General features: G+C 71.3%; 24 protein-coding genes. 9 read left to right on the top strand and 15 right to left on the bottom strand.

Translation table 11 applies throughout. The features are described from left to right. Positions 1–2: 2 nt before the first annotated feature. From ACFYY8_RS04965 to ACFYY8_RS04955, 3 genes are all read right to left on the bottom strand, one after another. Positions 3–1,424, bottom strand: coding sequence for a DHA2 family efflux MFS transporter permease subunit (locus tag ACFYY8_RS04965; protein WP_390037241.1), 1,422 nt, complete (start codon positions 1,422–1,424; stop codon positions 3–5). 76 nt (positions 1,425–1,500) lie between these two features. Then, positions 1,501–1,989: a MarR family winged helix-turn-helix transcriptional regulator gene (locus tag ACFYY8_RS04960; RefSeq protein ID WP_390037239.1), complete on the bottom strand. Its 489-nt coding sequence runs from the start codon at positions 1,987–1,989 to the stop codon at positions 1,501–1,503. A gap of 50 nt (positions 1,990–2,039) precedes the next feature. Continuing rightward, positions 2,040–3,278, bottom strand: a complete 1,239-nt coding sequence (locus ACFYY8_RS04955) for an MFS transporter (protein ID WP_390037237.1) — start codon at positions 3,276–3,278, stop codon at positions 2,040–2,042. Between the two features lie 138 nt (positions 3,279–3,416). Here ACFYY8_RS04955 and ACFYY8_RS04950 point away from each other — a divergent pair, with 138 nt between their 5' ends. After that, positions 3,417–3,776 (top strand): ArsR/SmtB family transcription factor, encoded by a 360-nt coding sequence (locus tag ACFYY8_RS04950; RefSeq protein ID WP_390038000.1) that lies wholly within the window; start codon positions 3,417–3,419, stop codon positions 3,774–3,776. A 238-nt stretch (positions 3,777–4,014) separates the two neighbouring features. Here the strand turns inward: ACFYY8_RS04950 and hisF are convergent, their stop codons facing one another. The 8 genes from hisF to hisD are packed head-to-tail and all read right to left on the bottom strand — an operon-like array spanning position 4,015 to position 9,638. Beyond that, complete coding sequence (hisF, locus tag ACFYY8_RS04945; RefSeq protein ID WP_390037235.1) at positions 4,015–4,785, bottom strand: imidazole glycerol phosphate synthase subunit HisF; 771 nt, start codon at positions 4,783–4,785, stop codon at positions 4,015–4,017. Beyond that, positions 4,782–5,501: a bifunctional 1-(5-phosphoribosyl)-5-((5-phosphoribosylamino)methylideneamino)imidazole-4-carboxamide isomerase/phosphoribosylanthranilate isomerase PriA gene (gene priA, locus ACFYY8_RS04940; protein ID WP_352009036.1), complete on the bottom strand. Its 720-nt coding sequence runs from the start codon at positions 5,499–5,501 to the stop codon at positions 4,782–4,784. Before priA ends, hisF begins: the two co-directional genes overlap by 4 nt. A gap of 4 nt (positions 5,502–5,505) precedes the next feature. Next, positions 5,506–5,847, bottom strand: coding sequence for a hypothetical protein (locus ACFYY8_RS04935; RefSeq protein WP_390037233.1), 342 nt, complete (start codon positions 5,845–5,847; stop codon positions 5,506–5,508). A 22-nt stretch (positions 5,848–5,869) separates the two neighbouring features. After that, positions 5,870–6,505 carry an imidazole glycerol phosphate synthase subunit HisH gene (hisH, locus tag ACFYY8_RS04930; RefSeq protein ID WP_390037231.1) on the bottom strand — a complete coding sequence of 212 codons (636 nt, stop codon included), beginning with the start codon at positions 6,503–6,505 and terminating at the stop codon, positions 5,870–5,872. Beyond that, positions 6,496–6,651, bottom strand: a complete 156-nt coding sequence (locus ACFYY8_RS04925; RefSeq protein WP_390037229.1) for a hypothetical protein — start codon at positions 6,649–6,651, stop codon at positions 6,496–6,498. Before ACFYY8_RS04925 ends, hisH begins: the two co-directional genes overlap by 10 nt. Beyond that, the gene (gene hisB, locus ACFYY8_RS04920) at positions 6,648–7,337 is read right to left on the bottom strand and encodes an imidazoleglycerol-phosphate dehydratase HisB (protein ID WP_390037227.1); all 690 of its coding nucleotides are present in this window, start codon (positions 7,335–7,337) and stop codon (positions 6,648–6,650) included. Before hisB ends, ACFYY8_RS04925 begins: the two co-directional genes overlap by 4 nt. Next, positions 7,265–8,335, bottom strand: a complete 1,071-nt coding sequence (locus tag ACFYY8_RS04915; RefSeq protein ID WP_390037225.1) for a histidinol-phosphate transaminase — start codon at positions 8,333–8,335, stop codon at positions 7,265–7,267. Before ACFYY8_RS04915 ends, hisB begins: the two co-directional genes overlap by 73 nt. Next, positions 8,325–9,638, bottom strand: a complete 1,314-nt coding sequence (hisD, locus tag ACFYY8_RS04910; RefSeq protein ID WP_390037223.1) for a histidinol dehydrogenase — start codon at positions 9,636–9,638, stop codon at positions 8,325–8,327. The genes ACFYY8_RS04915 and hisD overlap by 11 nt, the downstream gene beginning before the upstream one ends. A gap of 100 nt (positions 9,639–9,738) precedes the next feature. On the opposite strand from hisD, the gene ybaK reads away from it, so the two are divergent. Together ybaK and ACFYY8_RS04900 are read left to right on the top strand one after the other, a co-directional pair. Further along, on the top strand, positions 9,739–10,239 hold the full coding sequence (gene ybaK / locus ACFYY8_RS04905; protein WP_390037221.1) for a Cys-tRNA(Pro) deacylase: 501 nt from the start codon (positions 9,739–9,741) through the stop codon (positions 10,237–10,239). Next, entirely contained in the window at positions 10,239–11,630 is a 1,392-nt protein-coding gene (locus ACFYY8_RS04900) for an amidase (protein WP_390037219.1), read from the top strand. Before ybaK ends, ACFYY8_RS04900 begins: the two co-directional genes overlap by 1 nt. 9 nt (positions 11,631–11,639) lie before the next feature. On the opposite strand, the gene ACFYY8_RS04895 is transcribed toward ACFYY8_RS04900, so the two are convergent. After that, positions 11,640–12,005 (bottom strand): hypothetical protein, encoded by a 366-nt coding sequence (locus ACFYY8_RS04895; protein WP_390037217.1) that lies wholly within the window; start codon positions 12,003–12,005, stop codon positions 11,640–11,642. Positions 12,006–12,084: 79 nt separating this feature from the next. Beyond that, entirely contained in the window at positions 12,085–12,636 is a 552-nt protein-coding gene (locus tag ACFYY8_RS04890) for a hypothetical protein (RefSeq protein ID WP_390037215.1), read from the bottom strand. Positions 12,637–12,742: 106 nt separating this feature from the next. Here ACFYY8_RS04890 and murA point away from each other — a divergent pair, with 106 nt between their 5' ends. Beyond that, positions 12,743–14,059 carry a UDP-N-acetylglucosamine 1-carboxyvinyltransferase gene (gene murA, locus ACFYY8_RS04885; RefSeq protein ID WP_352009025.1) on the top strand — a complete coding sequence of 439 codons (1,317 nt, stop codon included), beginning with the start codon at positions 12,743–12,745 and terminating at the stop codon, positions 14,057–14,059. A gap of 52 nt (positions 14,060–14,111) precedes the next feature. Next, entirely contained in the window at positions 14,112–16,436 is a 2,325-nt protein-coding gene (locus ACFYY8_RS04880) for a transglycosylase domain-containing protein (RefSeq protein WP_390037213.1), read from the top strand. Between the two features lie 41 nt (positions 16,437–16,477). On the opposite strand, the gene ACFYY8_RS04875 is transcribed toward ACFYY8_RS04880, so the two are convergent. Further along, on the bottom strand, positions 16,478–17,758 hold the full coding sequence (locus ACFYY8_RS04875; protein WP_390037211.1) for a serine hydrolase domain-containing protein: 1,281 nt from the start codon (positions 17,756–17,758) through the stop codon (positions 16,478–16,480). Between the two features lie 716 nt (positions 17,759–18,474). On the opposite strand from ACFYY8_RS04875, the gene ACFYY8_RS04870 reads away from it, so the two are divergent. The 3 genes from ACFYY8_RS04870 (at position 18,475) to ACFYY8_RS04860 (ending at position 20,965) form a co-directional block, all read left to right on the top strand. Next, complete coding sequence (locus tag ACFYY8_RS04870; protein WP_390037209.1) at positions 18,475–19,068, top strand: class IV adenylate cyclase; 594 nt, start codon at positions 18,475–18,477, stop codon at positions 19,066–19,068. Between the two features lie 166 nt (positions 19,069–19,234). Next, on the top strand, positions 19,235–20,614 hold the full coding sequence (locus tag ACFYY8_RS04865) for an amino acid permease (RefSeq protein ID WP_390037207.1): 1,380 nt from the start codon (positions 19,235–19,237) through the stop codon (positions 20,612–20,614). Positions 20,615–20,638: 24 nt separating this feature from the next. Next, positions 20,639–20,965: a PadR family transcriptional regulator gene (locus ACFYY8_RS04860; RefSeq protein ID WP_390037205.1), complete on the top strand. Its 327-nt coding sequence runs from the start codon at positions 20,639–20,641 to the stop codon at positions 20,963–20,965. A 19-nt stretch (positions 20,966–20,984) separates the two neighbouring features. On the opposite strand, the gene ACFYY8_RS04855 is transcribed toward ACFYY8_RS04860, so the two are convergent. Further along, positions 20,985–21,926 carry a chorismate mutase gene (locus ACFYY8_RS04855; RefSeq protein WP_390037203.1) on the bottom strand — a complete coding sequence of 314 codons (942 nt, stop codon included), beginning with the start codon at positions 21,924–21,926 and terminating at the stop codon, positions 20,985–20,987. Positions 21,927–22,254: 328 nt separating this feature from the next. Between ACFYY8_RS04855 and ACFYY8_RS04850 the strand changes: the two genes are divergently transcribed. Then, entirely contained in the window at positions 22,255–24,411 is a 2,157-nt protein-coding gene (locus ACFYY8_RS04850) for a protein kinase (protein ID WP_390037201.1), read from the top strand. Positions 24,412–24,452 lie beyond the last annotated feature (41 nt).

Raw genomic sequence — 24,452 nt, 5'->3', positions numbered from 1 at the left:
GGTCACCTGGTACGGCGTGGCTCGCGCAGCACGAGGAAGGCGACGACGAGGGCCGTGGCGAGGAGCCCCGCGCCGACGGTGAAGGCCAGGCGGTAGCCACCGGTCAGCGCCTCGGCCTGGCTTCCGCCGCCGGCGAGCAGGTCACCGGTGCGGGAGGCCGCCAGGGTCGACAGCACCGCGACGCCCAGGGCCATGCCGATCTGCTGCGTGGTGTTGAACACCCCGGACGCCAGTCCGGCGTCCTCCTCCCCGGCACCCGACATGCCGAGCGTGGTCAGCGCGGGGAGCGCGAGACCGAAGCCCGCCGCCAGCAGCATCACCGGAAGCAGGTCGGTGACGTAGTCGGCGCGCACCGGAAGCCGGGTGAGCAGCCCGAGGAGCGCGACCAGGAGCACCAGCCCGGCCAGCAGCACCCTGCGCTCCCCGAAGCGGACGTTGAGCCTGGCGGAGACGCCCAGGGAGACCACGCCGATGACCACGGCCGCGGGGAGCATCGCGAAGCCGGTCTGGGCGGCGCCGTACCCGAGGACCCGCTGGAGGTACAGGGCCAGGAGGAACTGGAAGGCGAACAGCGCGGCGACCATCAGGATCTGGACCAGGTTGGCCCCGGAGACGCCGCGTGATCTGAAGATCCGCAACGGCATGAGCGGGGCCTTCGCGGTGGCCTGGCGGATGATGAACCCGGCGAGCAGGGCGAGGGTGAGGACGCCGAAGCCGAGGGTGCGCGCCGAGAGCCAGCCGTGCTCCTCGATCCCGACCACGGTGTAGATGCCGAGCATCAGGCCGCCGGTGACCAGGAGGGCGCCGGGCACGTCGACTCCGGCGGAGAGGCCGGGCCCCCGGTCCGCGGGCAGTACGGACACCGCGACCGCGAGCGCCGCGATCCCGATCGGCAGGTTGATGAAGAAGATCCAGTGCCAGGTGAGGGCGTCGGTGAGGAGACCGCCGAGCACCGACCCCAGGGTGGCGCCTCCCGCGCCGGTGAAGCTGAAGACGGCGATCGCCCTGGCGCGCTCCCCGGGGTCGGGGAACAGCGTCACCAGGATGCCCAGGCCGACCGCCGCGGCCGCGGCGCTGCCGACCCCCTGCAGAAACCGGGCCACGATCAGCAACTCGGCGCCGGTGGACACCCCCGCCAGCAGCGAGGAGGCGACGAACACCGCGGTGCCCGCGAGAAAGACGCGTTTGCGGCCGATCAGGTCACCGAGTCGCCCGGCCAGCAGAAGCAGGCTGCCGAACGCGATCAGGTAGGCGTTGACCACCCAGCTCAGTCCGGCCGGGGAGAAGCCCAGGTCGTTCTGGATGGCCGGCATCGCCACGGTCACGATGCTGCCGTCGAGGACGGTCATCAGCAGGCTTGTGGCGATCGCTCCGAGGGCGATCCAGCGTGACCTGGTTGCCGGAGCGGCGGAGGTGACGGACATGGGTTCTCTCCTGTCGAATGAGGGCGACAGGAGAGAACGTAGCAGATTGTTTTGTAGTAGACGATTTTCTTCGGATCTAAGTTGTCCGCTGGCGGGCGCGCCGTACCGGCTGAGGGTTCTCCACGGGAGTGGCCAGATGGCCGGTCGCCAGACGGCCGAGGGCTCGCAGGAGGATCTCCCGTTCCTCGTCGGGGAGCGTGGCGAGGGCCTCCCGGTGCACACGGTCGACGATCTGCTGGCTCCGCTCGGCGATCCGCGCGCCCTCCTCGGTGACCGCGATGATCCGGGCCCGCCGGTCGGTGCCGGACGGACGGCGCTCGGCGAGACCGGCCCGCTCCAGGGCGTCGACCGTCACCACCATCGTGGTCTTGTCCATGTCACCGATCTCGGCGAGCTGGATCTGGGTGCGCTCCTCCTCGAGCGCGTGCACCAGCACACAGTGCATGCGGGCCGTGAGCCCGATCTCGGCGAGCGCGGCCGACATCCGGGTCCGCAGGACATGGCCGGTGTGGTCCAGCAGGAACGACAGGTCGGGCGCTGTGCTGGTCGGTGCCATGGCGGTCATGCCCACAGCATAGTCACCGATTCCGTAGCGGATCGTCCGGTGAGAACCGGCTACGGCAGTACGACCCTCCGGCTCCCGGCGGCGCCTCCGGCCAGGACCGCGACGCCTCCGGCGACCGCCAGAGCCGTCAGCGCGACGCCGAAGACCGTGGCCCCGGTGGTGAGGCCGACAGCGTCGCTGAGATAGCCGGCGGAAACGGGCAGGAGCCCGGCGGGCAGGTAGCCGCCCACGTTGAGGGCCGCGTTGGCCTCCGCCAGCCGCCGGGGCGCGACCCCGGAGTTGAGCAGGGACAGCCCGCCGAGTTGTCCCATCCCCTGCCCCGCACCGGCCAGCAGCGCGCAGGCGACGAGCGCGAGGACGGACGAGGTACGCACGGCGGCGATCAGGGCCAGCGTTCCAGCCGCGGTGCTGGCCGCGCCCGCCAGAAGGATGACGCGACGGCTCAGCGCCCGGACGGCGAACTGGACCGCGGTCGCGGACAGGAACATCGCGAACGCCAGGGCTCCCGCGACGACCCGGCTGGTCGTGCCCAGCAGCCCGGACAGCAGCGAGGGGCCGAGCGAGAGCACGAACGAGGTCGCGGTGATCCCCGGGGCGAACACGGCGACACCGGGGATCAGCAGCCCGCCGTCGCCACGGGGAACACGCGGCAGCCGTACCCAGGCTCCCGTCCCGGGCGCCGGGCGCGCCAGGGGTGCGCGCGCCACGGCCAGGACCGCCAGGGCGAGCAGTACGGCCTCCACGGCGAAGACGGTCACGGTGGGACCCGGCAGGGTCTCGGACAGCACTCCGGCCAGCAGCGGGCCCAGGCCCGCGCCGAAGACCATGGCACAGGAGGCGAGCAGCGCAGCGAGCCGCCCCCGGGCCGGGCCTGCCACGTCGGTGACCGCCGCCATGCCCGCCGAGACCACGGCGCCGACGGCGACGCCGGTGAACAGCCGGGCCACGACCAGCGCCGGCACCGTCGAGGCGGTCGCGAACACGGCGCAGGCGACGAGGGCGAGACCGAGCGCGGGCAGCAACACGCGTTTACGCCCGAACCGGTCGGACGCCACCCCGGAGACGAGCAGGGAGCCCAGCAGCCCGACGATGTAGAAGGCGAAGATCACGGTGAGCGTGCCCCGGGAGAAACCGATGTCGCGCTGCCACAGCACGTACAGCGGGGTCGCGGCGTTGGAGAGCACGAACACGGCGGTGACCGGCCAGGCGGCCAGCCACACCCAGCGAACCGGAACCGGGCGTGCGACCTCCCCCGCCCTCTCCTCACGAACGATCACGCTTCCCGGCATGACGACCTCCCAGGTAGGGGAAAGTACGACTTATCCCGAACCAGTACGAATAAAGTCGAACTTAACATGCAGTACGATTGAAGTCGAACATAGGGATCGCCCGAGGAGACCGCCGTGCCGACGACCGCGCCACCGACCATGGCCGCCCCCGCCGTCAGGGAACTACCGGAACCCCCTGGCCTGCCCCAGCCGCTGCCCGAACCTCCGGTCGGGGAGCTTCGCCTGGAGACGGTGCTGGGCGCGCTGAGTGATCCTCTGCGCATACGGATCGTGCGCAAGCTGCTGGTCGAGCGGGAGCAGTTCGACCATCCCTGCGGCTGGTTCGGCCTCGACCGCCCCAAGTCGTCGCTCACCCACCACTTCAAGGCCCTGCGCGAGGCCGGGCTCATCAGGCAGCGTCAGTACGGCCTGGAGCGTCGCAGCCACGTGCGCGTGGCCGACCTGGAGGCTCGCTTCCCCGGCCTGCTGAACCTGATCACCGCCTGGACCCCCAGCTGAGCGGCGGCGCCCCGGAACGGAAGCCGTAGAAGTCGTCCCCGCGGGCCAGGGTGCCCGGTCACCGGGCGAGGAAACAGTCACACACCGTGCGAAACGGTCGGCCCTGGTGCGCAGGAGGGGGTGAAAAGATCGGGGCCCCGCGCATCCGAACAGGCGGAGCCCCCGCGGCGCGTCCCCGGAGAACCCTCCGGAGACCGCCGGACCTCAAGAACCCGGAAAACGTCCGGGAAGGGGTACCTCAGCGAACCGGATGCCCCGCCCGCCGGAGCGCGTCCTTGACCTCGCCGATCTTCAACTGCCCGAAGTGGAACACCGAGGCCGCCAGGACCGCGTCCGCCCCCGCCTCCACGGCCGGGGGGAAGTCCTCAAGCGCCCCGGCCCCGCCGCTGGCGATCACCGGCACCGAGACCACCGCCCGCACCGCGCGGATCATCTCCAGGTCGTAGCCCTTCTTGGTGCCGTCACCGTCCATGGAGTTGAGCAGGATCTCCCCGGCGCCGAGCTCCTCGGCCCTGCGGGCCCACTCGACCGCGTCGATCCCGGTGCCCCGGCGTCCTCCGTGGGTGGTGACCTCGAACCCGGAGGGAGTCGGCGGGCCGTCCACGACCCGGCGGGCGTCGACGGACAGCACGATGCACTGCGCGCCGTACCGCTGGGACGCCTCGGTCAGCAGTTCGGGCCTGGCGATGGCGGCCGTGTTCAGTCCCACCTTGTCCGCGCCCGCCCGGAGCAGCCTGTCCACGTCCTCGACCGAACGCACTCCCCCGCCGACGGTCAGCGGGATGAAGACCTGCTCGGCGGTCCTGCGCACCACGTCGTAGGTCGTGGAACGGTCGGAGCTGGACGCCGTGATGTCCAGGAAGGTCAGCTCGTCGGCCCCTTCCGCGTCGTAGCGGCGGGCCAGCTCGACCGGGTCCCCCGCGTCACGGAGGTTCTCGAAGTTGACCCCCTTGACCACCCGCCCGGCGTCCACGTCCAGGCAGGGGATCACACGTACCGCGACAGTCATCTGACCGCCGCCAGGGCGTCCTCAAGGGTGAAGGCCTGCGCGTAGAGCGCCTTGCCGACGATCGCGCCCTCGACGCCGAGCGGGACCAGCTCCGCCAGGGCGCGCAGGTCGTCCAGGGAGGAGACGCCGCCGCTGGCGACCACCGGCCGGTCGGTGCGGGAGCAGACCTCGCGGAGCAGGTCGAGGTTGGGGCCGCGCAGCGTGCCGTCCTTGGTGACGTCGGTGACGACGTAGCGGGGGCAGCCGTCGCGCTCGAGCCGCTCCAGCACCTCCCACAGGTCGCCGCCCTCCTCGGTCCAGCCTCGCGCGGCCAGGGTGGTGCCGCGCACGTCCAGGCCGATCGCGATGCGGTCGCCGTACTCAGCGATGATCTTGGAGCACCAGACGGGGTTCTCCAGCGCCGCGGTGCCGATGTTGACGCGGCGGCAGCCGGTGGCCAGCGCCGACTCCAGGGAGGCGTCGTCGCGGATGCCGCCGGACATCTCGACCTTCACGTCGAGCGCGCCGACCACGGAGGCCAGCAGCTCACGGTTGGAGCCCCGGCCGAAGGCCGCGTCGAGGTCGACCAGATGGATCCACTCGGCGCCCGCCTCCTGCCAGGCGAGCGCGGCGGACAGCGGGTCGCCGTAGGAGGTCTCGGTGCCTGCCGCCCCCTGGACCAGGCGGACCGCCTGGCCGTCCGCGACGTCCACGGCGGGCAGCAACTCTAGCGACATCTGATCAGGACCTCCGGTCGAAGACGAGAGTGACAAAAAGCGGTACAAGAAGAACAGAAATAACAAAGACCCCGAACCGTGCGGTCCACGAGGACCACAGCAGCCAGGCGATGACCTGGGCGATGAGGAACAGGACCGCCACGACGCCGTTCTGGGCCCTGCGACGGCGAGCCTTGATGCCGCGCTGGGCGGCGATTCTGACGGGCCTGCCGGGCAGGAGCGCGGTGACCCGCCCGGCCAGCTCACGCCGCCGGGCAAGCCTGGCCTCCCGTACAGCGCGCAGGGCGGCCTGCTTGGCCTGCTCGGCCTCGCGTTCCGCCCTGCGCCTGGCCCGTTCCCTGCTCACGACGACCTCGGCGAGAAAGACGTCACCCGAGGGTGCCGAGCCAGTTGGTGAGCAGCTGCGCCCCCGCGTCGCCCGACTTCTCCGGATGGAACTGGGTGGCCGTCAGCGGGCCGTTCTCCACCGCGGCGACGAACGGCACGCCGTGCTCCGACCAGGTGACCAGGGGGTCGGTGAACCCCGGGCCCGCCTTGAGCTCCCAGTCGCGCACGCCGTAGGAGTGGACGAAGTAGAAGCGCGTCTGCGGGTCGAGCCCGTCGAACAGCACGCTGCCCTCCGGCACGCTGACGGTGTTCCACCCCATGTGGGGCAGGACCGGCGCGTCGAGCCGCTCCACGGTGCCCGGCCACTCGCCGCAGCCCTCGGTCGTGACTCCGTGCTCGATGCCCGTCTCGAAGAGGATCTGCATGCCGACGCAGATGCCGAGGACCGGCCTGCCCGCGGACAGGCGACGGTCGATGATCCGCTCTCCCCGTACGGCCCGCAGCCCCGCCATGCAGGCCGCGAAGGCGCCGACGCCGGGGACGACCAGGCCGTCGGCCTCAAGCGCCTGTGTGTAGTCGGAGCTGACCGTGACGGTCGCGCCGACCCTGGCCAGCGCCCGCTCGGCGGAGCGGAGATTGCCCGACCCGTAGTCGAGAACCGTGACCCTCACCACCACAACACCGCCGCGGTGGTCGCCAGGGCCGCGAGCGCGCCCAGGAGCAGCGCGCCCTTCTTGAGGCCCTGCTTGAGGAAGGACACGATCCCGCCCACCATGAACAGGGCGATGAAGGCCATGGCGACGGCCGTCCAGTTGCCGGTCACAGGACGCCCTTGGTGCTCGGCACGCCGCTGGCGCGGGGGTCGGGCTCGCTGGCCTCCCGCAGCGCCCTGGCCAGCGCCTTGAACTGCGCCTCCACGATGTGGTGCGCGTTGCGGCCGTAGGGCACGTGGACGTGCAGGCAGATCGCGGCCTGCGCGACGAACGACTCCAGGATGTGCCTGGTCATCGTCGTGTCGTAGGCGGAGCCGATCATCGGCGCCATGCCCTCGGGCTCGGTGTGCACGAGGTACGGCCTGCCCGACAGGTCGACCGTGACCTGTGCGAGGGCCTCGTCCAGCGGGCACGACGCGTTCCCGTAACGCCTGATGCCCGACTTGTCGCCCAGCGCCTCCCGGAACGCGGCGCCCAGCGCGAGCGCGGTGTCCTCGATCGTGTGGTGCGAGTCGATGTGCAGGTCGCCCTCGGTCTTCACGGTCAGGTCGAACAGACCGTGCTTGCCGAGCTGGTTCAGCATGTGGTCGTAGAAGCCGACCCCGGTGGACACGTCGACGTATCCGGTGCCGTCGAGGTTGACCTCGACCAGCACGGACGTCTCCTTGGTCGCGCGCTCGACGCGGCCGAGGCGCCGGGTGGGCTCGGCTCCGGCAGAACTGCTCACAGGGTTCCTTCCAGGGCGGCGCGGAAGGCCGCCATTTCCTCGGTCGTTCCGATGGACACGCGCAGCCATCCGGGCGGCCCGACCTCGCGGATCAGCACCCCGCGGTCGAGCATGTCCCGCCAGACGGTGCGCCTGTCGGTGAAACGGCCGAACAACACGAAGTTGGCGTCGGAGTCGGCCACCTCAAGGCCCTTGGACCGCAGCCACCCGACCGTCGCGTCGCGCTCGGCGCGCAGCGTGTCGACGGTGCCGAGCAGCTCCCCGCGGTGGGCCAGCGCGACGCGCGCGGCCGCCTGGGTGAGCGACGACAGGTGGTACGGCAACCGCACCAGCAGCAGCGCCTCGATCACCGCCGGGTGGGCGGCGAGATAGCCCAGCCGGGTCCCGGCCATGGCGAACGCCTTGGACATGGTCCGCGTCACGATGAGCCGGGGGTTGCCCGGCAGCAGCGTCAGCGCGGACGGCGTTCCCTCACGGGCGAACTCGAAGTAGGCCTCGTCCACGACGACCATGCCGGGCGCCGCCTCCACGATCCTGGCGATGACCTCGGGGTCGAGCGCGGTGCCGGTCGGGTTGTTCGGCGAGGTCAGGAAGACGACCGCGGGCCGGTGTTCCTCGATCGCGGCGATGGCCTTGTCCGGGTCGATCCCGAAGTCGTCCTCACGCGACCCGGCGATCCACTCGGTCGAGGCGCCGGTGGTGATGATCGGGTGCATCGAGTAGGACGGCTCGAAGCCGAGCGCCGAGCGACCCGGCCCGCCGAAGGCCTGCAGGATCTGCTGGATGACCTCGTTGGAGCCGTTGGCGGCCCAGACCCGCTCGTGGGTCAGGCCGTGCCCGAGGTAGGCGGCCAGGTCCTCACGCAGGGCGACGGCGTCCCGGTCGGGATAGCGGTTGAGCTCGCCCGCCTGGGACCGTACCGCCTCGGCCAGGTCGGCGACCAGGGACTCGGAGGGGCCGTAGGGGTTCTCGTTGGTGTTGAGCCGCACCGGGACGTCGATCTGGGGCGCGCCGTACGGCGTGCGTCCCCGCAGGTCGTCACGGACGGGCAGGTCCTCAAGCCTCATCGGGGATCTCCCATCCGAACCGGGCTCGTACGGCGGCGCCGTGCGCGGGCAGGTCCTCGGCGTCGGCGAGCACGCACACGTGCGCGGCCGAGCGTGCCAGCGCCTCGCGACTGTAGTCGACGACGTGGATGCCGCGCAGGAAGGTCTGCACGGACAGACCGGAGGAGTGACAGGCACAGCCGCCGGTCGGCAGCACGTGGTTGGAGCCCGCGAGGTAGTCGCCGAGCGAGACCGGCGCGTGGGCGCCGACGAAGATCGCACCCGCGTTGCGCACCCGGGCGGCGAGCGCGGCGGCGTCCGCGGTCTGGATCTCCAGGTGCTCGGCGGCGTAGGCGTCGACCACCCGCAGCCCCGCCTCCATGTCGTCGACGAGCAGGATGCCCGACTGACGGCCGGACAGGGCCTCGGTGACGCGTTCGCCGTGCTTGGTCGCCGCCACCTGGCCGGGCAGCTCACGCTCGACGGCGTCGGCCAGCTCGACCGAGTCGGTGACCAGCACCGAGGCGGCGATCACGTCGTGCTCGGCCTGGCTGATCAGGTCGGCGGCCACGTGCACCGGGTCGGCGGTGGCGTCGGCGAGGATCGCGATCTCGGTGGGGCCCGCCTCCGAGTCGATGCCGATGACGCCCTTGAGCAGCCGCTTGGCCGCGGCGACCCAGATGTTGCCGGGGCCGGTGACCATGGTGACCGGCTCGCACTCCTCGGTGCCGTAGGCGAACATCGCGACCGCCTGGGCTCCGCCGACGGCGTAGACCTCATCGACCCCGAGCAGCGCGCACGCGGCCAGGATCGTCGGGTGCGGCAGGCCGCCGAACTCCTTCTGGGCGGGCGAGGTGACGGCCAGCGAGGGCACGCCCGCCTCCTGGGCCGGCACGACGTTCATCACGACGCTCGACGGGTAGACCGCCCTGCCGCCCGGCACGTACAGGCCGACCCGTTCGACGGGGACCCAGCGCTCGGTGACGGTGCCGCCCGGCACGACCTGGGTCGTGACGTCGGTGCGGCGCTGGTCGCGGTGGACCAGGCGGGCCCTGCGGATCGACTCCTCGAGGGCGGCCCTGATCCTGGGGTCGAGGTCCTCCAGCGCGCGGGCGATCGCCTCGGCGGGGACCCGGGTCGAGTCCAGCTCGACACCGTCGAACCTGGCGGTGAGCTCCCGTACGGCCGCGGTGCCGCGATGATGCACGTCCTCGCAAATCGGCCGGACCGCTTCCAGAGCGGTTTCGACGTCGAGCTCGGCACGGGGCAGCACGGCGCGGAGGTCCCTCGGCAGGGACCCGCGCAGGTCGGTACGAGAAATCACCCGTCCAGTCTACGGAGGTCCGGCACCCGGTCTTGTTCCGTACCATCATACGGACACGTCCTTTACGTTGTAGATTTTTCCTGGTGGTTAGACTCCCCTCGTGAGCAAGAGCAGGAACAAGGGCGGCCAGGGCACTCCGGCGACGGTCGCGCTGACCCAGGCCGGGATCGGATTCACCCTCCACCCCTACGAGCACGACGCGGCCTCCCAGGCCTACGGCGAGGAGGCGGCCGACGCGCTCGGCGTGCCGTACGAGCGGATCTTCAAGACACTGGTCGCCGAGGTCGAGGGCGGCCTGGCCGTCGCGGTCGTGCCGGTCGCGGGCAAGCTCGACCTGAAGGCGTTCGCCGCGGCGCTGGGCGGCAAGCGGGCGGCCATGGCCGAGGCGGCCAAGGTCGAGCGGGTCACCGGCTACGTGGTCGGCGGGATCAGCCCGCTCGGCCAGCGCAGGCGGCTGCCGACCGTGGTCGACGACTCCGCCCTGGAGTTCGACACGATCTACTTCTCCGCCGGGCGCAGGGGCCTGCAGATCGAGGCGGACCCCGCCGGGCTGGTACGGCTGACGCAGGCCGTCACGGCCCCCATCGGCAAGACGGGCTGATGTTCTATCTGACCGCCCTGGAGATGCTGGAGCTGCTGCGGACCCGGCAGGTGGGGGCCGTCGAGCTGCTGCGGGCGCACCTGCGCAGGATCGAGGAGGTCAACCCGCGCGTCAACGCGATCGTCACGCTGGCGGCCGAGCGCGCGCTCGCCGAGGCCGAGCAGGCCGACCGCGACCTGGCGCGGGGTCACCTGCGCGGCCCGCTGCACGGCCTGCCGGTCGCGCACAAGGACCTGACGGAGACCGCGGGCATCCGCACCACCTACGGCTCGCCGCTGTTCGCCGACCACGTCCCGCCCCGCGACTCCATCCTGGTACGGCGGATGCGCGAGGCCGGGGCGATCACGGTCGGCAAGACGAACACCCCCGAGTTCGGCACCGGCTCCCACACGGTCAACGAGCTGTTCGGCGTGACCCGCAACCCCTACGACCTGTCGCGTTCGGCGGGCGGCAGCAGCGGCGGGGCCGCGGCGGCTCTCGCGGCCGGGATGGTCCCGCTGGCCGACGGCTCCGACATGGGCGGCTCGCTGCGCAATCCGGCCTCCTTCTGCAACGTGGTCGGGCTGCGGCCGACACCGGGACGTGTGCCCGCCCCCTCCCCCACCGCCGCGTGGTTCACCCTCGGTGTGCCGGGGCCGATGGCCCGCACCGTCGCGGACCTGGCGCTGCTGATGAGCGTGATCTCCGGTTTCGACGCCGCCTCCCCTCTCTCGGTCACCGAGAGCGGCGCGGCGTTCGCCGGGTCGCTGGAGATCGACCCGGCGCGGCTGCGGATCGCGTGGAGTCCCGACCTCGGCGGTCTGCCGGTCGACCCGGAGACCGCCCGGGTCACCGCGTCGGCCCCGGAGGTCCTCGAAGGTCTCGGCGCCCGGGTCGAGCAGGTCAGGCTCAATCTGTCGGACGCCGAGGAGGCCTTCCGCGTCTACCGGGCCTGGTACTACGCGCTGTCCTACGGCGGCATGCCCGCCGAGCGGCTCGGGGCCAACGTGCGCTGGAACGTCGAGCAGGGCCTGAAGGTCACCGGCGCCGACCTGGCCAGGGCGGAACGGCTGCGCAGCGGCCTGTACCGGCGGATGGGCCGTTTCTTCGGCGACCACGACTTCCTGCTGGCGCCGGTCAGCCAGGTGCCGCCGTTCCCGGTCGCCGAGCCGTACGTCTCGGAGATCGACGGCGAACCGATGCCCGACTATCTGGCGTGGATGCGCTCGGCCTACTGGGTCAGCGTGCTGCACGCCCCGGCGATCTCCGTGCCCTGCGGTTTCACCCGGGACGGCCTGCCGGTCGGCGTGCAGATCATCGGGCGGCCGTTCGACGACCTGGGCGTGCTGCGCCTGGCCCAGGTCTTCGAACGGGCGACCGGCCACGGCGCGCGCAGGCCGGACCTGCGCTAAACGGTCCCCTCAGGCCCGCCGGGGCCTCGGAGCACGTGCGCGCATGAGGAACAGGACGAGGCATCCGGCCAGGCTCGCGGAGGCCCCGGCGCCCAGGAGCGCGGCGGAGGTGAACTGGGAGCGGTGCTCCTCGTCGTCGGCCCCGGCGAAGCCGAGGTAGCGCTCCGCCTCCGCCGTCAGCTCGTCGTAGCGCTCCCGGTCCTTCTCCTTGACGGTCTCCGCCTCGGCGAGCAGGTCGGACACCTTCTGCCGGTGCCCGTCGAGCCGCTCCCCCGTCTCGCCCGCCCGCAGGAACGCCAGGGTGCTCAGTCCCGCCAGGACCAGGGCCACGGCCACCAGGGCCACCCCGAACCACATACGTCTCGCCGTCGTCATGGCAGAGGAACGTAGTGCGGCGCCCAGGACGGCCGAACCCGCCGCGAGGGTGATCCCGTCTCCCCCGCCCGGGTGATCGTCAGTGCCCGCTGATGTCGTAGCCGGACAGCGGGCCGTAGGGGTCCCGGCCGCCGAACGGCGTGCGCAGCGGCGAGTCACGGTAGCCCGCGATGCCCTCAAGCGCGAAGAACAGGCCGACCGCCAGCGTGGGCCAGGCGAACATGACCCCGGTGGCGGTCAGGGCGAGCGGGCCGGGGAACAGGGAGACGGAGGTGCCGGAGGCCACGACGTCGGCCGCCGGGGCCAGGTTGACGGCCCCGCCGGTGAGGCTCGCGAGGTAGGACCCCAGCAGGCCCCCCGCCGCCAGGCCGAGGACGATCGCCAGCGGCCTGCCCCGGCGCGACAGGCTGTAGCCCACGGCGCCGCAGGCCAGCCCGATCACACCGGTGACGGCCGCGAACAGGCCGTCGTCCGCGATCAGCGCCTGGGTGGAGGGATCCGCCAGCAGCGGGCCCTGCCCGGTCATCACGTACGGCGGGCGAGGCGCGAGCGTCGACCACAGGACACCTGCCACCACCCCGAGGATCCCCAGGGCCAGTACGGTGACGGCGAAGTCGCGCGCATGCCGCAAAGTCTCCCCCTACCCGCTGTACTGATGTCTGTGCTGATGTGCCCGATGTTACCGATCCCGGGTCGTGTTCCCGGAGAGTCAGTGCGAATCCCGTTACGCTGTCCGGGTGAACGAAGAGGTGTGGCTGATCGAGCCTTCCGGACCGCTCCGCGGCGACGTCGAGGTCCGCGGCTCCAAGAACGCCGTGTCCAAGCACATGGTCGCCGCGATGCTCGGCGCCGGGGAGAGCACGATTCACAACGCCCCCGACGTGGGTGAGGTCGGCATCACCGCGCAGATGCTACGGGCACTCGGCATCGACGTCGAGATCACGCCCAGGGAGATCAGGGTCGCCCGGGGAGAGCGGATCAACCCGCACGTCCCCGCGGCGTTCACCGGCCTCAACCGCATCCCCATCCTGATGCTCGGCCCGTTGCTGCACCTGGCCGGTGAGGCCTTCGTGCCGCTGGTCGGCGGTGACCCGATCGGGCGCAGGCCCGTGGACTTCCACGTCGAGGCGCTGCGCGCGATGGGCGCCGAGGTCGAGGTGAGCGACACCGGGGTCTACGCCAAGGCCAGGAGGCTGCGCGGCACCCGGATCGAGCTGCCCTATCCCAGCGTGGGCGCCACCGAGACGATCCTGATGTCGGCGGTGCTCGCCGAGGGCAAGACCGTCCTCAAGGGCGCCGCCATGGAGCCCGAGGTGGTGGAGCTCGCCCTGTTCCTGCAGCGGATGGGTGCGCGCATCGAGCTCAGCCCGGACCGGCGCATCGTCATCGAGGGCGTCAAGCGGCTGCGCGGCGCCTCGACCTGGCTGAACGGCGACCGGATCGAGGCCTTCTCCTACCTCGCCGCGGGCCTGATCACCGGCGGCGAGGTCAGGGTGCACGGCTGCCCGCAGGACCGCCTGGTGACGGCCATCACCACCCTCGCCAGGATGGGCGCGGAGATGGACATCACCGACGACTACGTCTCGGCCTCGGCCCCCGAGGGGCTGCGGGCCGCCGCGGTGCAGACCGACACGCACCCGGGGTTCATGACCGACTGGCAGACGCCGCTGATGGTGCTGTTCACCCAGGCCCAGGGCATGTCCGTGCTGCATGAGACGGTCTTCGAGAACCGGCTGGTCTACGTGCCCGCGCTGCAGCGGATGGGCTGCGAGATCGAGGTCTTCGACGTGTGCCTCGGCGGCCCCGCCTGCCGTTACCACGACACCAACGCCAAGCACTCCGCGGTCGTGCGGGGCGTGTCGAAGTTGCGCGGCGCCGACGTGACGCTGCCCGACATCAGGGCCGGGTTCTCCGCCGTACTGGCCGCCGCGGCGGCCGAGGGCACCTCGACGCTACGCGGCGTGCACCACATCGAGCGGGGCTACCACCGCCCGTTCGAGCAGTTCGCCTCCCTGGGCCTGCAGGTCAGCAGGGAAGCGGTCGGGGAAGGGTAAAGATTCACGGCCGGGCGTTTGCCCCAGCCCGTCCGGCCGCACGTTACTGTCTGTGACATTTCGATCATCCGAGGTGAGACGCGGGCTCGCCGGGTGCCTGTGGGGCCTGACGGCCTGCGGTGTGCTCGGCGGGCTCCTGGTCGCGGCCGTCGCCCTGCCGGCGGTCGGCGGCGCGGGCATCACCACCAACACGGTCACACACCTGTTCATCGACCTGCCCCCCAGCCCGAGGGAGGACCCGCTTCCCGAGCGGACGATCCTTCTGGACAGGAACGGCAAGCAGTTCGCCCAGTTCTACACGGAGAACCGGAAGATCGTGAAGCTCGACCAGATCGCCCCGGCCATGCGCCAGGCGATCGTGGCGATCGAGGACTCCCGTTTCTACGAGCACGCGGGCCTGGACATCAAGGGAACGCTGCGGGCCCTGGTGACCAACACCCAGGCGGGCGGCGTACGGCAGGGCGGCTCCTCCCTCACCCAGCAGCTGGTCAAGAACATCCTGGTCGAGAGCGCCGAGACCGACGCCGAACGGGACAGGGCCCGCGAACCGAGCCTCAGACGCAAGATCACCGAACTGCGCTACGCGCTGGCCATGGAGAACAAGTACTCCAAGGCGGAGATCCTGGAGCGCTATCTCAACATCGCCTACTTCGGCGCCGGGGCCTTCGGGGTCGAGGCGGCCGCTCAGCGGTTCTTCTCCGTCTCGGCCTCCGACCTGACCCTGAAGCAGGCGGCGACGCTGGCCGGGGCGGTGCGGACGCCGTACTCGACCGACCCCTCGCTCGGCCCGCAGCGCAGGCACCGCCTGCGGGAGCGCAGGGACATCGTGCTCGACCGGATGGCCCAGCTCGGCGACATCCCGGCGGCGCAGGCCGAGGCGGTCAAACGCACCCCGCTGGACATCCGCATGCGGCCCGAGCCCGGTGGGTGCGCCGGGAGCGCCTACCCCTACTTCTGCCTCTACGTCCACAAGGAACTGGTGACCAACCCCGCCTTCGGCCCCACCAGGGCCGCGCGGGAACGGCTGCTGGCCAGGGGCGGCATCGTGCTGCGCACCACCCTCGACCCGACGGCCCAGCGGGCCGCGCAGCACGCCGTCTCCTCCCATGTCTCGCCGAAGGACACCGAGGTCGCCGCGGAGGCCATGGTCGAGCCGGGAACCGGCCGGATCAGGGCGATGACGGCCAGCAAGAGGTACGGCGTCAACTCGGGCAACGCCAAGAACGGCCCGAGCACCACCTACAACCTCCCGGCGGACATGGCGCACGGCGGCGGGCAGGGCTTCCAGGCGGGGTCGACCTTCAAGGCGTTCACCCTGGCGACCGCCCTCGCCAGGGGCTGGCGCTTCGACGACGGCTTCATGACGCCGGGCAGGTTCGTGCCCTCGGGGGGCTACTTCGACTGCCGGGGACACCGGGTGAACGACCCGCGCAGCCAGATCTTCAACGCCAGCGGTGAGGGCAGCGGCGGGCCGCAGAGCATCTCGACGGGCACCTGGAAGTCGGTGAACATCTTCTACATGATGCTGGAGCGCCGGGTCGGCCTGTGCCAGGTGGTCAAGACCGCCAAGGCGCTCGGCGTGGTCCGCGCCGACGGCACACCGCTGCGCGAGGTGCCGACCTTCACGCTCGGGGTCAACGAGATGGACCCGGTGACGGTCGCGGCGGCGTTCGCCGCGTTCGGCGCGCGAGGCCGTTACTGCAGGCCGATGGCGATCGTCGACATCGTCGAACGGGACGGCACGCACCTCCCGGTGCCGCCGAGCTGTGTGCAGGCGATCGAGCGTGACGTGGCCGACGCGGTCAACCACGTGCTGTCCGGGGTGTTCAGCAAGGGAACCATGACGGGACAGGACATCGGGCGCGACGCGGCGGGCAAGACCGGCACGAACAACGGCTACACCTCCGCCTGGTTCGCCGGGTACACCCCCGACCTGGCCGCCGCGGTCAGCGTCGGCGACATCAGGGGCGCCTACCGCTACCCGCTGCGCGACGTGACGATCGGCGGCGAGTACTACGGACAGGTGCAGGGCGCCTCCCTGCCGGGCCCCATCTGGGTCTCCTCCATGGAGGCCGCCCTGCGCGAGGTCGAGGCGTCCTCCTTCCATCACCCGGACATGTCACGCTTCGGTGGTGGCTACACCCCGGGCATGGACAAACTGCTGGAGGCCGAGAAGAAACGCGACGGCCGGAACGGGGACGGCGGAGCGGACGGGCAGGACGCCGGGGAGCCCGACGAACGGCACAGCCTCGGCGCCGACCACGGCTACCGGGGCGGCAGAGCCCACTGGAGGGAACCCCGCCACCGGCAACGGCAGCAACAGCGGCACCGGCAGCAACGACATCACCGGCCCGGCCCCGGTCACCGGGCCCGCTGAGGAGGCCCGGGGCCCTCCCCACGCGGGACGGCCCCGGAGACCTACCTCTTGACCAGGGCCTGCTGGGTCGGGAAGGGCACCAGGGCCGTTCCCCGGGCCAGGGCGGCACCGGGACCGCACAGCGCCCGCAGCACGTGGTCGACCAGCGCCTGGTCGATCGGATGCGGCTGCAGAACCCCCTCGGCGTCGAGGCGCTGGTACTTCATCAGGTTCATCCCGAGGGAGATCTGGCGGCGGCCGTCCTGACTGGACAGGGAGAAGGTGCCCATGCCGAAGACCGCTCCGTCGTGGCCCCAGAACCGGCCGCAGGGCAGGTCCTGGGCGTAGACGCCCAGGCCGTAGTTCATCAGGACGTTGCCCTGGCCGTCGGTGACGGGCACCGTGGTCTGCATCTGGGCGAGCTGGGCCTTGGGCAGCAGCCTGCCCTCGAGCAGCGCCCGGTAGAACCGGTCGAGGTCGCCGGTCGTCGAGACGACGGCGCCCGCGGTGTACGCCCACGACATGTCGTAGACGCTGTAGTCACGCGGCGGGTCGATGAGCCCGTAGAACGACTCGTAGGCCTTGGAGTGCGGCCCGGGGATGACCGGCGTGCGGGGGAAGGAGGTCTCGCGCAGCCCGGCCCTGTGGATGACCTCACGGGTGATGTACCGCTGCGCCGGTTCGCCGGTCACCGCCTCCAGCAGCAGCCCCGCGATGACGTAGTTCGTGTTGGAGTAGGACCAGCGCTCCCCGGGCTCCCCCGTCGGCGGGGCCTGCAGGCCGAGTCTCACCAGCTCCGCCGGCGCGATGGAACGGAGGCGTTCCTCGTCCAGGCTCGCGGCCGACCCCTGGGCCAGGGAGGGGAAGGCGCCCAGGACGTAGTCGCCGATGCCGCTGGTGTGGTTGAGCAGCATCCGCACCGTGACCCTCCGCCCGAGGTCGGCGGGCAGCAGGCTCGGCAGATAACGCGCGACGGGCGCGTCCAGGTCGACGCGCCCCTTCCCGGCCTGCTGGAGGATCGCGACCGCGGTGAAGGTCTTGGTGATGCTGCCGACCCGGTGACGCATGCCCGGCCGTACCGGTCTGCCGGTTTCCACGTCGGCGACCCCGGCCGCACCGTCCCACGCCCGCCTGCCGTCCCGGACGCTGGAGTAGAGCCCGTACATGCCCGCGTCGCGGACCGCCTTGAGGGTCGCCTCCAGTCCTTGACGGTCGAGACCCTGCGGCGCCACCGGGCCGGACTCCGAGGACGCCGGCGGCGTCTCCTCCGGCGGCTCCGCCGCCTGCGCGGGCAGGGCGGCGCCCGCCACGAGCACGGCGCTCAGCCCAAGCCCAACGATCACAACCCCACGACGCCTCATGAAGGCCGCCATTCGCCATCTCCTCGAAACTGGGAACACGACCTCATCACAATCACAAAATCACCTCCCCAGGACCTCCCCTTTCCGGACGAATTAACATTCGTTCTCAGGAATGACAGTCGTCGCCGAACGACCGCGTACCGGTCCGCCCGCGACCCGTCGCGGGCTTGGCCGAATGCCATGGCGGGTGAAACACGTCATCGGCCTCGGGGCCCCGGACGGTCGGCACAGGTGGTCCCACATCGTCGGCGCGGACGGCGATGCGCACCTCCCACGGCGTTCGGGACCGTGCGCTGAGCAGCGGTCTCCCCTCGAAGACCGAGAAGCCGCGATCCGCGCGGAGGGCAGAGGAATCCGCTTTCTCCTCCCGAATATTCCGCCCGGTCACAATCGAAGACTCCCGCCGTACAATCGGTGAACGACAGGAAAAGGAAAACACGTATACGCGGTGACACGACCCCGCACCGCGCTTCACCATTCACCTCCGGTCAGGAAAGCCAGGAGAAACCGCCGGGACCATCGGATTCACGCGATGTCCGGCACCCGGCCTGGAGCCGCTCCGCCCTCCTGTGGCTGTGAGATCCTGCTGATCTTGAGGACGGACGGGTTCCCGGACGAGCCCCGTCGGCCCGCCCACCGCACGGGCCTGTTCCCCGCGGCCCGCGCGTCCGGACGACCGGCACCGGAGGAAAGAGACCATGAAACACGAGTACGAGGCCACGTTCCTGTCCGTCGAAGTCGCCGACCTCCGGACCAGGCTGATCTCCCTGGGTGCCGTCCAGGTGTTCCCCCGCACCCTCCTGACCAGGAGGATCTTCGAGAGCGACGCCTTCGGCGACGGTCAGTGGCTCCGGCTGCGCGACGAGGGGGGCCGTTCGACCCTCACGCTCAAGCAGGTCACGGACGCCACCGTCATCGACGGCACCGTCGAGGTCGAGACCGAGGTGGGCGACGCGCGGGCCATGGCCGAGATCCTGCGGTGTCTCGGCCTCCGGGAGGCCCGCTACCAGGAGAACTACCGGGAGGAGTGGAAACTCGGCGACGTCGTCTTCGACATCGACACCTGGCCCGGCCTGCCGACCTTCGTCGAGGTCGAGGGGCCGGACGAGGCCGCGGTCCGCCAGGCCTCGGCCCTGCTCGGATTCGACTACTCCACGGCCCGTTTCGGCAGCGTCGACGTGATCTACCGCAGCGAGACGGGCCGGGACATCCTCTCCGAGCCCACCCTCCTGTTCCCCCGGGAGGACCGGGAGGACCGGGAGGAGAGAGCCGAGCCCCCGGCGAAAGGCTGACCTGCCGAAACCCTCGCGCCCGGACGGTTCCCCCTCACGCCGAACGCGAGAACGAGGAGGAGGCCGACGTCCTTCTCCGGCCTTCCGGGCACCCGGCGCCGCACACCCTGAGCGACGATTGGATACTGTCCGTAACGTCGTTTCCTGGTGACTGGCGGGGGGACCCATGAAGACGGACGAGGGCTACGTCCACGCGCTCGGCAATCGCCAGGTGCAGATGATAGCGATCGGCGGCGCGATCGGCGTCGGCCTCTTCCTCGGGGCGGGCGGGCGGCTGCAGGCGGCCGGTCCCGCCCTTGTGCTGTCGTACGCCGCCTGCGGGCTCGTGGCCTTCTTCGTCATGCGGGCCCTGGGTGAACTGGTGCTCTACAAACCTTCCTCAGGGTCGTTCGTCGAGTACGCCGGCGACTTCCTGGGGCCGTGGGCCGCCTTCGCCAGCGGCTGGATGTACTGGGTCAACTGGGCCTTCACCGGCATCGCCGAACTGACCGCCATCTCCACCTACGTGGGGCTGTGGGCCCCGCACTTCCCCCGCTGGCTCACCGCGCTCATCGCGCTGGCGTCCGTGCTGATCGTCAACCTGCTGTCGGTGCGGCTCTTCGGCGAGCTCGAGTTCTGGTTCGCCATGCTCAAGGTCCTGGCCATCTGCGCCTTCCTGGTCGTCGCCCTGGCACTGGTCGCCTTCGGCACCTCGCTGGGCGGCGGCACCGCGGGCCTGGGCAACCTCGTCGCGCACAAGGGCTTCTTCCCCAACGGCTTCCCCGTGGTCCTGATGAGCATGCAGTCGGTGATCTTCGCCTACTCCGCGATCGAACTGGTCGGCATCGCCGCGGGTGAGACGAAGAACGCCAGGCAGGTCATCCCGAGGGCGATCAACGGTGTGATCTGGCGGATCGCGATCTTCTACGTCGGCTCGGTGCTGCTGCTGGCCATGGTCCTGCCGTGGACCGCGTACGGCCCCGGCCAGTCGCCGTTCGTGACGGTCTTCGCCGCTCTCGGCGCCCCCTGGGCCGCCGACGTCATGAACCTCATCGTGATCACCGCGGCCCTGTCGTCGTGCAACTCCGGCCTGTACTCCACGGGACGCATCCTGCGGGCCATGGCCGTCAAGGGCGAGGCCCCGGCGTTCGCGGGCCGGATCGGCTCCCGCCACGTCCCCTACGGGGGCATCCTCATCACGGCGAGCGTGTTCGTGGCCGGGGTCGTCCTCTACTACTTCGTGCCGGAGCGCGCCTTCAACATCGCGACCGCGGTCGCCTCCCTCGGCGTCGTCACCACCTGGGGGACCCTGCTGCTGTGCCAGATCCGCCTGCGCGAGGCGGCCGGGAGGGGACTGCTCGTGCGTCCCTCGTTCCGGATGCCGGGCGCGCCGTACACGGGCTGGGGCAGTCTGGCCTTCCTCGGACTGGTGGTGCTGCTGATGCCGTTCGCCGACGCCGACCAGCGGGTGGCCTTCTTCTGCGTCCCGCTGCTGGTCGCCGGGATCGCGGCCGGGTGGCGGATCGTCGGCTCACGCCGTTCCACCGGAACACCTCTTGATCAATAGTACGTTGCACGATATATATCGACCGTGGGCTTACGCGAGCAGAGCTATCTGATCCTGCTGGCCCTCTCAGAGGGGCCTCTGCACGGATACGGAGTGACCAAGACGGTACGGGAGCTGTCCGAGGAGCGGGTACGGCTCGGCGCGGGCACGCTGTACGGCGCCCTGGACCGGCTGGCCACGGACGGTCTGGTGACCATGGCGGGCGAGGAGGTCGTCGACGGCCGTCACCGGCGTTACTACGACCTGACGGAGCACGGCCGCGAGATCCTCACCGAGGAGACCGCCCGCCTGATCCGCCTCACCGCGACCGCCCGCCGCCGTCTCGCCCTCCGTCCCGCGCCCGAGCCGTGAGCCCCGGATCCCTTCCCGGTCAGTCCCGGCGGGTCCCGGCGCGTTCCTCGGCGAGGTGCAGCCCCGCCTCGATGACGGCGTTCATGATGGGGGCCAGGCGCTCCTCACCGAGGGTGGGGGCACGGCGGGCCATCTCTGCGACCAGACGACGCTCACGGTCCATGTCGCGCCCCGCGAAGCCGCCGACGGGCTTGAGCCGCTGGATGGTCCCCGCCAGCTCGGCACGGCGCTCCAGCAGGACGGCCAGGACGGCGTCCACCCGGTCGATGGCGCCACGGGCCTCGGGCACCGAGCCCGGCGTCTCCCGGCGGACGACCACCCCGACGATCCGCGCGATCTCCCCGGCGTCCAGGGCGGCCTGTTCCGGAGCGTCGGGGTCGAGCAGGAGGCCGTCGGCCCCCGCGGCGACCGCCGCCGCGGCCAGGGTGGGGTCCTCGCCGAGGCCGACCAGCACCGGGCGGCCCGAAGTCCGCCGCGCCGCCCGCATCAGGGCCAGGTCCAGGGTCGTCCCCGCCTGGTGCGTACGGCTGCCGCTCTCGCACAGCGCCACCTGGTCGTTGCCCTCGGCCACGCAGTAGTCGGCGATGGCCAGCCACTCCTGGAGGGTCGCGGCGGGCCCCCGCTGCACGAGCACCGGAAGCCCGAGCCTGGCCACAGCCCTGACCAGCTGGAAGTCCTGCATCCACGCCGCACCGATCACGACCCCGTCGGCGTGGGCCGCGATCTCCGGCAGATCGGCCGCGGAGAAGGGCTCGACCAGCAGCGGCCCCGACCACCCGGCGCGGGCCTCGGCCACGGCCTGGGCCGCGGGCACCCGCCCGTGGTGGTCGCGCAGACTGATCCAGCGGGCGTCGGCACCCTCTCCGCCGATCACCACGGCCGGTCCCGCTCCCACGCTGAGCGTCCCGACCCGCACGGCTCCGCGTTCCAGGTTTCGCTCCAGGTCTGCGGTCAACGACATCTCGGCTCCCATGCTCAGCCGGCACGCATCCCTGGGCCGGCGAATCGTAAGAAACAAAAAAGGCAGAGACCTTGTCTCTGCCTGGTGCCGGCTCCGAACGGTCGCTACGTCACGCTGTCACGACCGGCTCCCCGGAGCCGGCTCGGTAAACACGAAGTAGAACGTCATGAAAACGACGATAGGGCATCCTCGCCTCAGGCGCCACTCGCAGGCCAGGGGGCTGTAGGGGGAGGGAGATCCAGATCTCAGGAGAGTCGATCACCCTCCTCGGCCTATGAGAGTATTCGGTGGTTCCGGAAAGGGGCCAGGAGAGGGGGAGGTGCGATCGATGGCCGAAGCGCAGCCTGAGGGACGTCGCGTCGCCTCCCGTTACCACCTGCTCGAACCCATCGGCCGTGGCGGCATGGGCATCGTCTGGCGGGCGCACGACGAGTTCCTCGACCGTGAGGTCGCCGTCAAGGAGGTCCGCTACGCCGACATGCTCGGCGAGGACAGCCAGGAGGACTTCAACCGCCGCACCAAGCGGGAGGCCAGGGCGGCGGGACGGCTGACGCACCCGAACGTGGTCGTCGTCCACGACGTGGTCGAGGAGGACGGCAGGCCCTGGATCGTCATGCAGCTGGTCGAGTCCCGCTCGCTCGGCAAGGTGCTGCGCCAGGAGGGGCCGCTGCCGTACCGGCGGGTGGCGGAGATCGGGTCGCAGGTGCTTGAGGCGCTGCGCGCCGCCCACGCCCAGGGGGTGCTGCACCGGGACGTCAAGCCGGAGAACGTGCTGCTGGCCGACGACGGCCGGGTGGTGCTGACCGACTTCGGCATCGCGACTCTGGAGACGGAGACCGCGCTGACCATGACGGGGATCGCGGGCACGCCCGCGTTCATCCCGCCGGAGCGGATCAAGACCGGCACCGCGCAACGCGAGTCCGACCTGTGGTCCCTCGGGGCGACGCTGTACGCCGCCGTGGAGGGCAAGCCCCCGCACGATCGGGGCGGGGCGCTGCCGACCATGCACGCGGTGCTGAACGACGAGCCGGAGCCCCCCGTCCACGCCGGGCCGCTGGCGCCCGTGCTTGAGGGGCTGCTGCGCAAGGACCCCGAGCTGCGGATGTCCTACGACGAGGCGGCCCGGCTGCTGCGCCAGGTGGCCGAGGGTCCGCAGGAACGGCGGCCGCCCGCGAGGACGGCCGTCATGCCCGCCGTCGCGGGTGAGGCGGGTGCCGAGACCGATCCGGACATCCGGTACCGCCCGGAGGGGGTGCCCGCGACGGGGCTGAAGCTGGGCTCCGCCGCGCCCGCCCCGGCTCCCCCCTCGGAGGAACCTCCGACGCAGGCGCGCAGGGACCGGCCCTCCGGCACGGGACAGGGAGCCGCCGCGCAGGGAGCGCGGAAACCGGCCGCCGAACCCGCCCAGAAGGCCCCGCGGCAGGCCGTACCGAAGACTCCGCAGCAGGCGCAGCAGGCCGCCGCGACGCGGAAGGTCACGCCGAAGCCCGCCGCGAAGCCGGTTTCCGCGACTCCGGTGCCGCCGCGCGCCCAGGCCGGGAAGGCGGCTCAGCCGCCGCTCTCCAAGCCCTCGGTGCCCTCGGCGCCCTCGGCGCCCTCGGCCAGGCGTGAGTCCGCACCGGTACGGCCGCCGGTCCCCGTCTCGCGGCCCGAGCCCTCCTCCGCTCCCTCCGCCGTTCCGCCGCCTTCGGCAGCGGAGTTCCTTCCCACGTCGCCCTCCGGGGCGGGGAAGCCCTCCTGGAGCTGGGACTCCATGCCACCGCTGCGGCGGTGGTCACTGCTGCTGGTGCCCGTGCTGGTGATCATCATGATCGTCGCGGGTTACCTCGGAATGCGCTACGGCAGGGAGGTCGGGCTGCCCGCGCCCAGGACGAGTGAGTCGAGTGAGACCGTAGGGGCGGCCGACCGGCCCGTGGAGACGATCACCGAGCCGATATCCGAACACTCCCCCTCCGAGAGCGCGAGTCCCAGCCCCGTCGAGAGTCCCACCAAGGACGACGAAGACGATGAGGACGGCAAGAAGGAGGACAAGAAGAAGGACTCCGGGCTTCCCGAGGGCTGGCGCACGCACAAGGACTCCAACGGGTTCTCCGTCGGCCTGCCCAAGGGGTGGGACGTCGACAGGCGTTCCGGTCCTTCGGTGTGGTTCCGCGGCCCCGACCGGGTGAGCTACCTGCTGATCGAGTACACCAACACTCCCAACTCCGACCCGAAGAAGGACTGGGAGGACCAGGAGCGCTACAGCAGGGGCAACTTCAACGGTTACAAGCGCATCCGGATCGAGAAGGTCGACTACATGAAGAAGGCCGCCGACTGGGAGTTCACCTGGAACACGAGTGCCGGTAAGGCGCGGGTGATCGACCGGGGCTTCGTGACCGAGGGCGGCAGGGGTTACGCCATCTACTGGCACACCATGGCCGACGAGTGGGACAAGAACCTCGCCCTCTTCAGGGGATTCACGGAGACCTTCTCCTCGAAAAAGTAGGTGAGCCTCCCAACCGGCTACGATGCGTGGGTTTGGGAGGG

Source organism: Streptosporangium sp. NPDC001559, from assembly GCF_042893955.1.
GTDB lineage: Bacteria > Actinomycetota > Actinomycetes > Streptosporangiales > Streptosporangiaceae > Streptosporangium.
The sequence above is the reverse complement of the archived record's forward strand: the minus strand, read 5'-3'. Positions and strand labels throughout refer to the sequence as shown.